Source organism: Enterovibrio paralichthyis (assembly GCF_019209835.1).
In the GTDB taxonomy this organism is placed as follows: domain Bacteria; phylum Pseudomonadota; class Gammaproteobacteria; order Enterobacterales; family Vibrionaceae; genus Enterovibrio; species Enterovibrio paralichthyis.
Genome location: NZ_JAHUTS010000001.1, coordinates 189,755 through 203,521 on the forward strand (window position 1 = coordinate 189,755; position 13,767 = coordinate 203,521).

The following is a 13,767-nucleotide window of genomic DNA, read 5'->3' on the forward strand; positions in this document are numbered from 1 at the left end:
GGTCACTCCTGCACGAGGTCAACATGCTGACCTGAGACGATGCGGTGAACACCATCGGCGACGACACGGTCGCCATCGTTGATAGCGCCGGAAACATAGGCTTTTTGTTCGTCGGCGTAATGAACCTGAATAGAGCGTCGCGAGACAAACTGGCCGCCCTCAGCGTCCGGCACGATGGCATAGATATTCCAGGTACCACGTAGGCCGTCAGTCAATCCGGTGAGCGGCATCCAAAAGCCTTCCATCGGTGTTTTGAATGTAAAGCCCAGATACGCCAACTGGCCATCAATCGCCTGCACGTTCTCGGGTAATAGATAACGAAGTTCTACAGTGCGCGATTGCATGTTGATTGCCGCGCCGGGGTTAAGCAACGTGGCGGGGTAAGCATTGTTGCCAATACGAATCGTTGCGGTATCGTTGCTGTTCAGGGTATCGAGGAATTTAACCGGCACGCCGATACGTGCTTCTTTTTTGGCATTGGCCAGCAAGGTGACAGTAGGGGCGCCGACATTGACCACATCGCCCTGTGAAACAAAACGCTCGCTGATCTTGCCGTCGTAAGGCGCCGTAATGGTCGACTTTTCTTTGCGCAGGGTGTTGGATGCCAGTGATGCGTCTACCTGACGGATGTTCGCCAACAATGCATCACGTTGGCTGGTCAGGGAGTCGATTTCTGCGTCAGCACTGAATCCTTTTTTCTTCAATTGACGTTGGCGCTGCAAGTTGGTTTTTACTAAGTCCAACTGGGCATCCAGTTGCGCCAGTTGCGCTTTGAGTTGTCGCGCTTCGTTGTCCAGCAATTGGGTATCAAGCGTGACCAGCGGCTGGCCTTTTTTAACGACGTCACCCACATCGACGTTGAACTCATCAACCTTTCCGCCCAGTTCAAAGCCGAGTTTGGCGTTCTGTGCTGCCTGCACGGTGCCGACGTACTCACGTTGAACAACATAGTTCGGCGATAGTTCCACATTCACCGTATTGACCTTGGGCAAGGCTTGCTCATCGGTTTGGGGAGGAGGGTCAGACTGCGTATTACACGCCGCCAGAAGAAAAGCAGAAAGCGTAATGGCGATCGTGACTGCGCGGTTATTCATGGCGAAATTCTCGTTTTCCGTTTAAGATTTCAAACTAGACTGTCCAGTCCATTTTGATGAAAAATAGATCAACCAAACTAGACTGTCCAGTTTGATTTTAAGTTATTTACTTGCCGTATCGACTAAGGGACACAAATGACAACGCACCGTTCTTCGAGAAAAGAGCAAAAACGCCAGCAAATCCTGACGGCAGCGATGGAAATGTTTTGTAAGCAAGGCTATGGCATTTCGATGGATGCTATTGCGGAACATGCCAATGTCAGCAAACAAACGGTTTACGCGCACTTTTCCAGTAAAGATCAGTTGTTTGAAACCTGTATCATTGAAAAATGTGTGACTGCCGGGGTGGGGTGGGACTTACCTGATGACACCCGTGAGCCTCATCTTGTGTTGCGAGAATACGGCTGGCTGTTTCAAAACCTGTTGTTAGGCGATGAAGCGCGAAGCACCTTTAACAATACGATTCGCCAGTCAGATACACACCCTGAAATCGCCAAAATCTTTTTGGAACAAGGGCCGGTGAGAAACATCAATCTTGTCAGTGATTACCTGCAAAAACTGGTCGAAAAAGGTGACCTGCCAAAATGTGGTGACACGCAGAATGCGGCAATGCAACTGCTTTTAATGCTGCATGGTCGCTCCGTGTACTGGGCATTTTTTGGCTTTGATGCGGGTGAGGATGAAGAAACACGCAGGCGTTATGTGAACGAGTGTGTCGACATGTTCCTGCGTGGTTATGGGTATACCAGAAAGATTGATTAATCGCTGACCATCAGGGTTTTGTATTCATCAAACGCAAACTGGTCTGTCATGCCGCTGATATAGTCCTGTAGCAGGCGGCATCGCAGATAAAACTCCCAAAGAGGTTGGGGGCTGAGTGCAGGTTTTCCTTTCAATGCTATTTCATACGCCGCCACGTGTTTACGCGACAATTTGTTGAACAGGCGGCGTTCAACCGGAAAGTAGCGTCCTTCCCCTGAAACAATTTTGTTGAACGTTTCCCCATCCAGCTCGAGCAGTGGACGGTACTGGTCCAACAGCCCGCTGATAATTCTGTAACCCTGAAGCTCCAGGGTTTCAACTTCAGGATCACTGAATACATGCTTGATCGCCACTTGTTTGAAGGTTTTTGCCAGCGCATGGAACTGACTGGCATCTTCCAGCAGTGCTCGGTTCAGGTCGCCGTTATAAACGGCTTCGATGTTGTCGGTGAATTGCTGCGCGGCATGACTGACCAGTGGATGTACCATTTCGACCCGAAGCTTGATAAAGAATTTATGGGTAGGGCTGATTTCATCGCGTTGGGCATCGTCGTAAACACGATCCAGCAGGGCATCGAAGGTAAATTGCTTTTTGATGGGGCGGTTGTCCGGCTCGAGTTGGCAGAACATGGTTTTGAGGTGTTCTGTAAGGGTTTCGAGCGAGAGTATCCGTTTTTCTACCGCATCTTCCAGATCGGCCAAGCAGTAAGAGATATCGTCCGCTGCTTCCATAATGTAGCTGAGAGGGTGACGGCAGTAAGGTTCCATCGCCATTTCGGCCATCAACTTTTCTACATAGGCAGCTTCGGTAATGTAAAAACCCACCTTCTTGGTGAGGTAGTTTTTATTGATCGGGACATCATCTTTGCTTTCCGTTGCAGGGCGGGTGTATTTGAGCACAGATGCGGCCTGGCAATAGGTGAGGTTAAAGCGGTGCAAGGATTGGACTAACCGGATAGCCTGAGCATTGCCGTCAAAGTGACAAAGCTCGTGGATAACGGGTTTGAGATCAGAATCGGCAATACCTTGTTCCAGTGCTTTCATTGGCGTGAGGTGTGTCAGATGGTTACTGAACCAGCGGTTAATGGCATCTTCACCGCAATGACCGAATGGCGGGTTGCCCATGTCATGCATCAGGCAGGCAATTTCGACCAGTGACTCTATAGCCCTCTCTAACCCCTGTAGGCCATACGCTTCTATTTGGCTGTCTGACAGCCGTTCGAAGATAGAGTGAACGATAAACCGGCCAACTTGCTGTACTTCCATTGAGTGCGTCAGGCGGCTTCGAACGGCTGAGTTGCGTTCAAGAGGGAATACCTGAGTTTTTTGTTGCAGCCTGCGGATCGGGGCAGAGTTGATAATGCGGCCCCTGTCACTTTCGAGTGCGCGCTGTAGGTTACTGCCATTTGGGTAAGGGCGGGCAATACTGACTTTCTTTCTGAAATCGATCGAGGTCATCCTGTTTCCTGTTCACCAAGCTGCGTATTTTCATCACCTTAACGCTGAAAAAAGGTGCTGTCGACAGAATAAAAAGTGCCAGTCATTTGAGATGACCGGCACTCAGATTTTCACAGACGTCGAGACTAAGCGATTTTGAAATAGCCGATATTGTCGGCCAGCACTTTGATTCGGTCTCTCAGTTCTGCCAGTTCATGCTCAATGGTTTGGGATCCCTCGCTGGATGCACGGGAGATTTCTACTAAGGCTTCAATTTCCTGCGATACGGTGGAAACTGTCTGTGCTTGTTGGCGGGCAGCTTCCGAGATATCCGCATTTTTGGTCGCCATATCGTCGATGTTATAGCCTAGCTGCTCCAACGACTCTTTCGAGGTATCCACCGCCTGTTGCGTGCTGTAGCTGACATCGCGGCTGTGCTGCATGTTGGAGAATGAGTTTTCTGTATTGCGGCGGATATCTTCCAGCATCGAAGATATTTCTTCCGTGGATTGCTTACTGCGTTGCGCAAGGTTACGCACCTCATCAGCAACAACGGCAAAGCCGCGTCCCATTTCTCCTGCACGTGCAGCTTCGATGGCGGCGTTCAGTGCCAGTAGGTTGGTTTGTTCAGAAATGCCCGTGATGTTGTCGAGGATCTCTTTCACATTGGCGGTTTGTTTTTGCAGTTCCTGCATCATGCCGAAAGTGGTGTCGATACTGGAGATAAGATCGGTGGTTTGCTTGGCGGATTGCTCACCCGAGCCAATGGCCTGGTGGGTAACTTCGCGGGCAGAGTTGGTCGCGCCTTCTACTTCCTGGGCATAGCGGGCTACTTCATCACTGCTTTGGGACATCTGGGTCATTGCGGCGGCCAGGGTTTCGCAGCGTGATGAGGTCTGTCTGGCGGATGCAACGTCTTCGCGGGTCAGTCGCATCAATTGTTCGAGGGTTTTCTCTGCATTGACAGAAAGCTGTGCGGCACTGGTCAGCACACCAAGCAGGTTTTCTACAAAGTGGTCAACGCTGCGTTCAATTTCTCCGATTTCATCTTTGCTGCCATCAAACACTTTGCGTGATACGTCCTTGTTGTTTGCCATGGTGCTGAGAGTGCTAGCCAATGTTCTCACGCGCTTGTTGATACTGGTAATTGTCGAGAAAGAGAGCAGTACAACGATGGTGATCACCACAGCCAGCCCAATCATTATCATCAGACTGTGTTGTGAAGCAGCGGCAGCATCGGCTTTCAGTTGGTCGCGTAGGCTAGAGATAATTTCATTTTTAAAGCCGTTCAGGGCACCGATACGTTTGGTTGCAAGGGGGAACCATTCCTGCGGCGTAGGACCTTCGAGTGCAGACAGGTTGTTTTTCTGGTTCAGGAACTGCTTTTCAATCTTGTCAATTTCGCCCCATACCGCGTCTTTTGAAAGGCCATTGAACTGCTTTAACCGGTTGCCGACTAAAGAAGATGAGACTGAGAAAGCGGCAAAGTTAAAGTCGTTAATGTAGTTGTTCACCTGCGCGTAGTTGTCCAGCGTGGTGTTTTTTCTCGCCCAGATACCGTTCATGGCACCGCGGGATTGCCCCGCTTTTTCCTTCATCGTAATCAGTGAAAGCAGGGCGCTCAGCTGCTGAGAAACTTCTGGCGAGTTGGATTGCGATGCAACCAGCGAAGCCGCAGCGATCGCGTGTCGGTTTAGATTAGAATAATACGCAAACGGTGAAACACTTGGCTTTAGAGTATCGACCTGCGCCCGGACGTTTGTTTTGTCAGTGAACAGGGAATTCACTTCGCTGACTGCTTTGTTCCATAGGGCAGTATCAATATATTCTGGCGAAAAACGTTGCAGCGCATTTTGTGCGCTGTCTGCTTTCAAGCGCTGGTTATCAAGTTTGTCTTTGATCCCGGCATCGCCTTTTGAACCCAAAAATCCTGCGGTAAGACCACGCTCAACCGCAAAGTTGTGTGCCACGCCGTCCAGCAGACTGAATGCTTCCATGGCTTCTTCTGTTCGAAGGCTCTGTTCGACTTGCGTTCTGCTGGAAATGACTTCCTGAACGCCCAGAACCGTAAACAGAATAAGGGGAAGGCCCGCAAGTGCTAACAGCTTGTGGCTGATCTTTGAGTTTCTAATAAGGTTCATTGTTTCTAGTTCTTTTTTGAGATGAGTGACTCAAAGTCTAGACGCCTTTTGAGGTGGGTTTACCTAAAACGATCACAGATTCTTGATGGTTATTTAAACACTTGGGCTAGGCGTCACACTTTGCTTTGTCGAGGAAACCGTGTCCATTGTTACCGGGTAACAACACTAGAAAGAAGGGGAACCAATAGGCGATCAGAGCAGCAGGGAAAGGAGTCCGATACCGGCGGCAATACCGAATGCAAAAATGAATAGGCCAGCAATGTGCTGAGATTTTCGTTTGGTGACTGCTATCATACTCATTCCTTGTCGATACGAATTTAGCTTGAGCTTTGCAGGTTGGATGCCAACTTTATCTTATTGATAAATAATATTTTTCACTGGTTAGAGTTCGGTTGATTGGTAAATTTGGCTAAAAATTGGCGCGGATTTTAGCAATCTAAGGTACAGATTTGAACGAAGTCGCGCTAACTGGGTTGTGCAGATAGACAGGAGTATTTTATGGAGATTAGTGGTATTCACCACGTAGCGTTGATTGTCAGTGATATCGAGAACGCAAAGCGCTTTTACCGCGATGTCTTGGGATTGACAATCATCGCCGAAAATTACCGTGAAGAGCGCGACTCATGGAAGATAGACTGGCAACTGCCTGATGGTCGGAATCTGGAAATGTTCTCTTTCCCCGCTAGTCCTGAGCGCCCTTCTTACCCTGAGGCAAGAGGGCTAAGGCACTTGGCTTTCCAGACGCCGGATATTGATAAGGCTGTTGTTCACCTCAACCGGTGTGGTGTTGCCGTCGAACCAGTCCGTATTGATCCTTATACCCAAGCGCGATTCACTTTTTTCAGTGATCCTGACGGCCTGCCGCTTGAGCTATACGAAGTTCGTTGACGCTCAGCGGACAATCCTGCCCGTCACTTTTACGGTATCGGGGATGACAGAAACCTGTGATCCCCTCAAATACAAATTTCCCCCTACACGCAAATCGGGTGGCAGGCTCGTTACCTGAGTGTTGCCCAGATACAGATTCCCTTGAACGTTTAACCTTCGGGGCAGGGCTGAGATTGGCGTGTCCACCAAACTCAAGTCACCATTCACGCGCAGACCGGCGGGTAAAACCGTCACTTTTGAACCAGTCAGGTTTATAAACCCTCCAATGTCTGCTTTTGGCAGCCTGGTTAATTGTGAATGTGAGGCGTCCAGATGTCCCTTTACAGTTAACTCTTGGGGGAGCCGTTTTATCGCGCTTCTTCTCATGTCCAGAAAGCCATCCACATTTAAAGGGCTGGGCAAGGAAATGAATGACGAGTTATTCAGTCTGAGATTTCCATAGCTGTCTATGTAGCCATGCAGCTTAAGGGTATCGACAAAGTGGGGGGCTTTCTTATTGAAAGCATTAGCAAAACCCGGGGTTAGGCTGAGTGTGATGACGGCCGCAATGACAATCAATGACCGTATGACGCGCTGCCTTTCATAGGTTTTGAATCGTTTCATTTTACTATTGCTTTGCACTTGGATACTGATCGAATTATAGCGTGAATTGTGTGATGTCCATCGATATATTTATCAAATTACCCTCAGTATTAATAAAAGATATTATTTAAAATCGATGATTAAATAATAACCTTTGCAAATGTTATGAATATTAATAAAACATATTAGGCGTGGGCTCAATGGTATAAATATTTTTGGCTCAACATCACAATTCTGCGCTGTGGGACTATACAGATACTTATGTGAAAAAAATATAAATCAGTGGTGAGGTTGGGAAAACGTTTGCGAATGAGAGATTTCTCGGATGAAAGCGCTTGTTGCATTCATGTCGTCAATGTTAAGGGGTGGTAAATCTGGACTTTGTTTATGGAATTGATTGATTTAGTTTTTTCACGCACTACAATACGCCAAAAATTATAAATATAAATTTTAAATAACTTTATTTTTGGTGGTGTTTTGGGCGAAGGAAACTTCTGCCCTTTGGCAGCGAATTGAATGACTTTAAATACTCAGAAAAAGTCACTATTACGTCATGTAAATCCGTATAGGTTTGAATCGGTAACGCGCTCATTGCGCGCGATGCGTGACGGAATGTTGTGGCTGGTGCCGTGTCTAATTGTGTCGAGTATCTTGGGCTTTATTGCTAGCATGCTCGAGTTCATGAATGTAGACGCGCCTGTCGTGATTCACGAACTTAATCTATTGCGGCTTTCCCTAACTTCTTTATATCCCTACTTGTTTGCCGCTTCGATCAGCATGATGCTTGCGATTAAATGGCGTCTTCCCAGACCGCCAATCGCTGTGCTTTGCATTGCTTATGTCGCCGTGGCGGAGAAGGTATTGGGTTACGGCGGGCAAATAACGTCGGTTCTTCTAACGTTCGTCGGCCTGACCATTCCGCTTTATGCTGTGCCGTTGCTTTCAAAAATCAAACGGCAGCGTTGGGCGCGGTTATTGGAAAACGAAGTCGCGGGGCGCTTGGTTAAAGACTCCATGAACCTCATCATCCCCGGCGTGATTGTGACGCTGGTTGTGGTGTTGGTCACCAAAATGGTGAAGTTTGCCGGTGTCTATCTTGATTCCCCGACCTTTCTTACTATGTATAACCCAGCAGGCGATCCCTACTGTGTGGGTGCCATATTCTCTATCCTGAACTCGTCGCTGTGGTTTTTGGGTATTCATGGCTACTATGCCCTGACACCACTGGTTGAACCCTTGATGGAAATGGTGGAAATCAATCACCTCGTTTTCGAGAGTGGTGGTATTCCTTCCAACATCATGAACATGTCAACCATGTCGTCGTTTATCTTTATCGGTGGCTCGGGGGCGACGCTGGGATTGTCGCTGGCGATTCTGCTTATTTCCAAAGATAAGCTGACGCGAGTGATCGCGATTACCAGTATTCCGCTGGGGCTGTTCAATATTAATGAAATCCTGCTCTTCGGCCTGCCTATCATTTTCAACCTGCGCCTGTTCTTCCCGTTCTTGTTGGCACCTCTTCTTAACATGGCAATTGCACTCATGGTTCTCCAGCTTGGCTGGGTAGCCACACCGGTAGTGATGACGCCTATCACCAGCCCTTTGGTGATCAACGCATTGGTTGCCACCGGCGGGGATGTTGGAGCTGTGGTACTGCAAGCAGGGCTGGTGCTGTTGAGTACCCTAGTTTACCTGCCGTTTGTGCGCTTGCTGGACACTCACGCCAAAACGCGTGATTTGTACATTCCGTCCCTGGATACCACGTTTACGCGCAGGGAAGAGGAAGCGTATATCCTGACCGTTGACCCTGTGACAGAATCGCTGCAGAAAGTCCGTGAAATCCAAGGCATGCAGAGTCAGCTGGAAGAGTTTGCCACCCGCGAGTTTTACCTTGAGTACCAGCCGCAGGTTTCAAGTTACACCGGTCAGGTGGTGGGTGTAGAGGCCTTGATTCGTTTGCGTGATAACGCTGGCAATGTTGAAGGGCCGGGACAGTTCCTGTCTGTTTTCGAGCAGGCGAATCTGATGACGGATATCGATCTCTGGGTTGTGCGACAGTCAGTTATCCAAAGCCAGAAATGGATGGATCTGACCTTCTATATGCCAATCAGCGTCAATATCAGTAGCCATACCCTGACAGACAAGGTGGCGCTGGAAGAGATCCTGAAACAGATTTCCAAAGTGCCGGGACTTATCCATTTCGAGATCACTGAAGAGTCTCTGATCGATAACCAGGCGATGGTGGAAGAATCCATTTCACGATTGCACCAGGCTGGATCTACCGTTCATATTGATGACTTCGGCACAGGCTACAGCTCACTGAGTTACCTGAACCGTTTTGATATAGATACCCTGAAAATTGATCGCAGCTTCGTTATGGCGCTCGACAGTGAACGTGGCAAGCAGGTGTTCTACAGCCTGACCGGTATTGCCAAGCAACTGGGCATGAACATTGTCGTCGAAGGTGTCGAAACCAAAGAGCAATTCGAAATTGTCTCTCGTGAACCGGACGTTGTGGTTCAGGGGTGGTATTTCAGTCGCTCGGTCTCGGCGGAGGAAGTTCGGCGTTACAGTGTACAACGCGCAGCGGTATGCAATACCTCATCGTTGGACGTTGAAGAAACAGCCTAGAAAGAGTTGGCATGAGAGTGTAAGGGAGCTTTAGGCTCCCTTACTTTTTGCTGGCGAATGCCTTTTCCAATGCGCTTAACAGCCGTTCTCCCTGACTACCGGTTTGCTGCAGAAACTGCGCCTTAATGGGCTGTGCCAGTTTCCGAAACGCATTCTTCTGGTGGTTACTCAGCCTTATCAAAATCACATCAGGTTTTGTCTCCTGAATCATCTTCAGGCGGCTTTTGTTTAAGTCATTTTGCTGTTTAAAAATGAAGTCAGACATCTCTTTAATCGTGTCGTTGAGCAGCTGTTTGTTTTCATTACTCAGGGTCAGATACCAGGGTTGGTTGGCGATAACACTGGTGACAAATTTACTTTGACCTGCCCATATCAGGTAGTCGGTCACTTCATAAAACTTCATTTCTTCAATAGCAAAGATGGGATTGCTTTGTCCGTCGACAATGTGTGCCTGCAGGGCGCCATAAACCTGCGAATAGGGAAGAGGGATAGTTTCTGCGCCATATTGCTGGAAGGTTTCAACCACCAAGGGGGAATTCATCACCCGCATGCGAAAATCATCGAAATCACCAGGGCGGCGGATAGCTTTGTTGGTCGTCCATACCATATCGCCTTCCAGATAGAGGGTAAGCAGGCGCATATTCTGGTCGATGAGTGCGTTGCCAATTTCTGTATATATTGCCGGGTTTTCACTCAGGACAGATTGATTGTGCGCGTCGTTGGCAGAGAAAAGATAGGGAATATTGAATACCTGCATTTGGGGGATCAGACTGCCGATAATGCCAACTGATGCATGGGTTAGTTGCAAGGTTCCAATAGAGGTGAGAGTGGTGAGATCTTCAGACTCGCCCAACATGCCATACGAGTAGATATCCACCAAAACCCGCCCCTGCGTTTTTTCCTCAATACGTTTTTTGAATTCCTGTGCGTAGATGTCCTGCACTGAGCCTTCTATCTCTTCCAGACCGAAACGCCACACTTCGGGTTTGGCATTTTCTGCGTGCGCGACAAATGGCAGATAGAACGCAGATAGCAGGTAAATCACAGCGATGAGAAAGCTTTTTTGCAACATTGAATGCTCATCCTTGTTTAAGCGGCTTAGGCGTTAACGCTTCTTTAACTATATGCACGTCACCGAAAGTCGCTTGCCTTGGCAGGTGCTCTGTGTGCATTGGTTGTTTGATTAAGTTAATAATCCATCCCGACCAAGGTGTGGCGTTGCCGCATTGAGACTTGGGGCAAATAGCTTTCTGGTGCCCACAAATTGCAGATATTCAAGAAAAAGTGACAACGAACGACGTTTTTTCAGTGAAAGAAAAATGTTGCGCAGTGTGTTTGCGCATTGGGTGTAAAACCGGACAAAAAGTGCCGCCGGACAGTGGAGCATAAACGTCTGATCTTCGATGATGGTGTCGGGATATTTCATAAAAAGAATTAAGTTCACATCCCTAACCAGGGGCTTCTGGCTTAGAGCGGGTCAATGCACGAACGCTGGTTTCAAAGCTGCAAGTCTCAGATGTGTTTGAATATCGAATAAGGAAAATGACTATGCACAAACGTATTACGCTGACAGCAGTAGCGCTCAGCGTCGCGGCGGCTTTTCCCGCTTGGGCAGTAGATTGTAACGGGCTTCCGGATTGGGAAAGTTCGGCGGTTTACACTGGCGGAAGTAAGGTGGTTCATCAAGGTGAGGCTTATAAAGCGAACTGGTGGACAAGCGGTAATAACCCGGCTGAGTTCTCGGGCCAGTGGCAGGAATGGACGCCGCTGGGACAGTGTGACCAGCCAGGCGGAAACGTTTCTCCAACACTGGATTTGACCTCTCCGTTGAACAATGCCCAGCTCACCGTGGGTGACAAGGTGGTGCTGGCGGCGACGGCGACGGATTCGGATGGCTCAGTACGTGATGTGGAATTTTTTGCCAACAATACCAGCCTGGGTTCTGTTTCCAGCGCACCGTATACGCTGAACTGGACGGCGACAGAAGGGCAGTTCACGATCAAAGCGCGCGTTACAGATAACGAAGGCGCTACTTCCGAGACATCGGTTTCCGTTAACGTTCTTCCTCCCGATTTCGGTGTACCACCCACAGTTAGCCTTACCAACCCTACCAACGACTCCCAAATCAAAGCCGGTGAAATTGTAAACCTGAGCGCGTCGGCAGCAGATGCTGATGGCCCGGTAGCCAGCGTGGAATTTTTCGTTGATGACATCTCTGTCGGCAGTGCAACCTCAGCGCCTTTTGTGGTTGACTGGACGGCAACTGAAGGCACCCATACCTTTGATGCCAAAGCCACAGATGAAGATGGTTTGGTGACTTGGGCTGGGAAAGTAACGCTCAATGTTGCCGGTGATGTAGTGGGTGGCGGCTGTGCTGGGGTTCCTGTCTATACAGCGGGTACCAAGTATGCGGCAGGAGACATTGTCCAGAACGGAAACTACAAGTACCAGTGTGATGTTGCAGGCTGGTGTTCGTCTGATTCTGCATGGGCTTACGAGCCACAATTTGGCCTTTACTGGCAGGATGCCTGGACTGAGCAAGGGATATGCGCCATTGTCCCGACCGTCACTTTCACCTCTCCAGCAGACAACGCCACTGTGCTGGCAGGACAAACCGTTTCCGTTGCTGTTGACGCATCCGATGCAGACGGCAGCGTTACCAATGTCGAATTCTTCGCTGGGGCTACCAGCCTCGGTATGGATAACGCAGCGCCTTATGCTGTAGATTGGTTGGCGACAGGTGCAGGCGATGTGAGCCTGAGCGCCGTCGCGACGGATAACGAAGGAAATACCGGCAATGCAAGCGTACGAGTCAGTGTGAGTGATACGCCGGTTGTGGCGAGCCTGACATCGCCGTCAGCGGGCGCATCCTATTCACTCGGCAGCAAAGTTGATTTTGCAGCTGAAGCGAGTGCCTTGAACGGCAACATCGATAGGGTAGAGTTCCTGGTTAACGGTTCAGTGGTGGCGACGGATACCACTGCGCCATACACAGGTAGCTGGACGCCGGGTGCGGCGGGTGAATACGGTATCTCAGCAGTGGCTGTCGATGATACTGGCGCGATGTTCACCGCTCCGGGTGTTTCAATCCGTGTGTTTGAAGCGTCGGCCAAAAAACACAAACTGATTGGTTACTGGCACAACTTTGTGAACGGTGCCGGTTGTCCGTTGAACCTCAGCGAGATGTCTAAAGCGTGGGATATCATTGATATCGCGTTTGCAGAAAATGACCGCAGCAGTAATGGTACGGTTCATTTCAACCTGTACAGCGGCGATATCTACAGCAGTTGTGCTGCTCTGGATCCAGTGAAGTTCAAGCAGGATATGGCTGCGCTTCAGGCTGAAGGTAAAGTGTTTGTGCTGTCACTCGGTGGCGCAGAGGGCACCATCACGCTCAATACTGACGCTGATGAAGCCAACTTTGTTGCCAGCCTGACTGAGATCATCAAAGAGTGGGGCTTCGACGGTCTGGATATCGACCTGGAAAGCGGCTCAAACCTTGTTCACGGTTCACAAATTCAGGCGCGTCTGCCTCGTGCCCTGAAGCAAATCGAAGCGAACATGGGCGGTAACATGTACCTGACCATGGCGCCGGAACATCCTTATGTTCACGGTGGTATGGTGGCTTACAGTGGTATCTGGGGTGCCTATATTCCTCTGATTGATGAACTGCGCGACACGCTGGATCTGCTTCATGTACAGCTCTACAACAACGGTGGCCTGCCTAACCCTTATCTTTCCGGTGCGGCACCGGAAGGCTCTGTAGACATGATGGTGGCTCAGTCCAAGATGTTGATTGAAGGTTTTGATCTTGCCAACGGTACGCGTTTTGCGCCGCTGCGTGATGATCAGGTTGCAATTGGCCTGCCTTCGGGTCCATCGTCAGCCAACTCAGGTCAGGCGCCGACTCGCAACATCCTGGATGCGCTGGATTGTTTAACCAAGGGAACCCAGTGCGGCACAGTAAAACCTGCCTTCAACTATCCAAACTTCGGTGGGGTAATGACGTGGTCAATCAACTGGGATAAACACGACGGCTATAACTTCTCAGGCCCAGTCGGAGACAAATTGAGTGCAATGAACGCTGGACGCTAGTTACCAGCAGGTTTAATCTCTAAACCGGAAACCAAGCGGGAGCATGTTCTCCCGCTTTTTTTATTAAAAATTACAACGATTACCAATATTTGAAACAACTGATTCGACGGGGTCTCTTTACACTCTGATCGAACAGTT

General features: G+C 49.3%; 10 protein-coding genes. 4 read left to right on the forward strand and 6 right to left on the reverse strand.

Annotated features, from left to right (window positions below):
- Window positions 1-2 precede the first annotated feature (2 nt).
- Entirely contained in the window at window positions 3-1,094 is a 1,092-nt protein-coding gene (locus KU854_RS00790; RefSeq protein ID WP_218356596.1) for an efflux RND transporter periplasmic adaptor subunit, read from the reverse strand.
- Window positions 1,095-1,229: 135 nt separating this feature from the next.
- Between KU854_RS00790 and KU854_RS00795 the strand changes: the two genes are divergently transcribed.
- A complete protein-coding gene (locus tag KU854_RS00795; protein WP_218356597.1) occupies window positions 1,230-1,856 on the forward strand; it encodes a TetR/AcrR family transcriptional regulator in 627 nt (208 codons plus the stop codon).
- Here KU854_RS00795 and dgt read toward each other — a convergent pair.
- Together dgt and KU854_RS00805 are read right to left on the reverse strand one after the other, a co-directional pair.
- Window positions 1,853-3,313, reverse strand: a complete 1,461-nt coding sequence (gene dgt / locus KU854_RS00800; RefSeq protein WP_218356598.1) for a dGTPase — start codon at window positions 3,311-3,313, stop codon at window positions 1,853-1,855. The two genes, KU854_RS00795 and dgt, sit on opposite strands and share 4 nt — an antisense overlap.
- Before the next feature lie 125 nt (window positions 3,314-3,438).
- A complete protein-coding gene (locus KU854_RS00805; protein ID WP_218356599.1) occupies window positions 3,439-5,433 on the reverse strand; it encodes a methyl-accepting chemotaxis protein in 1,995 nt (664 codons plus the stop codon).
- Between the two features lie 498 nt (window positions 5,434-5,931).
- Between KU854_RS00805 and gloA2 the strand changes: the two genes are divergently transcribed.
- Window positions 5,932-6,321 carry an SMU1112c/YaeR family gloxylase I-like metalloprotein gene (gene gloA2, locus KU854_RS00810; RefSeq protein WP_218356600.1) on the forward strand — a complete coding sequence of 130 codons (390 nt, stop codon included), beginning with the start codon at window positions 5,932-5,934 and terminating at the stop codon, window positions 6,319-6,321.
- Between the two features lie 3 nt (window positions 6,322-6,324).
- On the opposite strand, the gene KU854_RS00815 is transcribed toward gloA2, so the two are convergent.
- Window positions 6,325-6,924: a leucine-rich repeat domain-containing protein gene (locus KU854_RS00815; RefSeq protein WP_255555317.1), complete on the reverse strand. Its 600-nt coding sequence runs from the start codon at window positions 6,922-6,924 to the stop codon at window positions 6,325-6,327.
- Window positions 6,925-7,419: 495 nt separating this feature from the next.
- Here KU854_RS00815 and KU854_RS00820 point away from each other — a divergent pair, with 495 nt between their 5' ends.
- Window positions 7,420-9,534, forward strand: a complete 2,115-nt coding sequence (locus tag KU854_RS00820; RefSeq protein WP_218356601.1) for an EAL domain-containing protein — start codon at window positions 7,420-7,422, stop codon at window positions 9,532-9,534.
- A gap of 40 nt (window positions 9,535-9,574) precedes the next feature.
- On the opposite strand, the gene dctP is transcribed toward KU854_RS00820, so the two are convergent.
- On the reverse strand, window positions 9,575-10,606 hold the full coding sequence (gene dctP, locus KU854_RS00825) for a TRAP transporter substrate-binding protein DctP (protein WP_218356602.1): 1,032 nt from the start codon (window positions 10,604-10,606) through the stop codon (window positions 9,575-9,577).
- Window positions 10,607-10,717: 111 nt separating this feature from the next.
- The gene (locus KU854_RS00830; protein ID WP_218356603.1) at window positions 10,718-10,978 is read right to left on the reverse strand and encodes a hypothetical protein; all 261 of its coding nucleotides are present in this window, start codon (window positions 10,976-10,978) and stop codon (window positions 10,718-10,720) included.
- A gap of 104 nt (window positions 10,979-11,082) precedes the next feature.
- Here KU854_RS00830 and KU854_RS00835 point away from each other — a divergent pair, with 104 nt between their 5' ends.
- Window positions 11,083-13,629, forward strand: a complete 2,547-nt coding sequence (locus KU854_RS00835; protein ID WP_218356604.1) for an Ig-like domain-containing protein — start codon at window positions 11,083-11,085, stop codon at window positions 13,627-13,629.
- Window positions 13,630-13,767 lie beyond the last annotated feature (138 nt).

Coding starts and splice junctions, on each gene's coding strand:
- KU854_RS00790 (WP_218356596.1), bottom strand. CDS start 1,094: ATGAATAACCGCGCAGTCACGATCGCCATTACGCTTTCTGCTTTTCTT.
- KU854_RS00795 (WP_218356597.1), top strand. CDS start 1,230: ATGACAACGCACCGTTCTTCGAGAAAAGAGCAAAAACGCCAGCAAATC.
- dgt (WP_218356598.1), bottom strand. CDS start 3,313: ATGACCTCGATCGATTTCAGAAAGAAAGTCAGTATTGCCCGCCCTTAC.
- KU854_RS00805 (WP_218356599.1), bottom strand. CDS start 5,433: ATGAACCTTATTAGAAACTCAAAGATCAGCCACAAGCTGTTAGCACTT.
- gloA2 (WP_218356600.1), top strand. CDS start 5,932: ATGGAGATTAGTGGTATTCACCACGTAGCGTTGATTGTCAGTGATATC.
- KU854_RS00815 (WP_255555317.1), bottom strand. CDS start 6,924: ATGAAACGATTCAAAACCTATGAAAGGCAGCGCGTCATACGGTCATTG.
- KU854_RS00820 (WP_218356601.1), top strand. CDS start 7,420: ATGACTTTAAATACTCAGAAAAAGTCACTATTACGTCATGTAAATCCG.
- dctP (WP_218356602.1), bottom strand. CDS start 10,606: ATGTTGCAAAAAAGCTTTCTCATCGCTGTGATTTACCTGCTATCTGCG.
- KU854_RS00835 (WP_218356604.1), top strand. CDS start 11,083: ATGCACAAACGTATTACGCTGACAGCAGTAGCGCTCAGCGTCGCGGCG.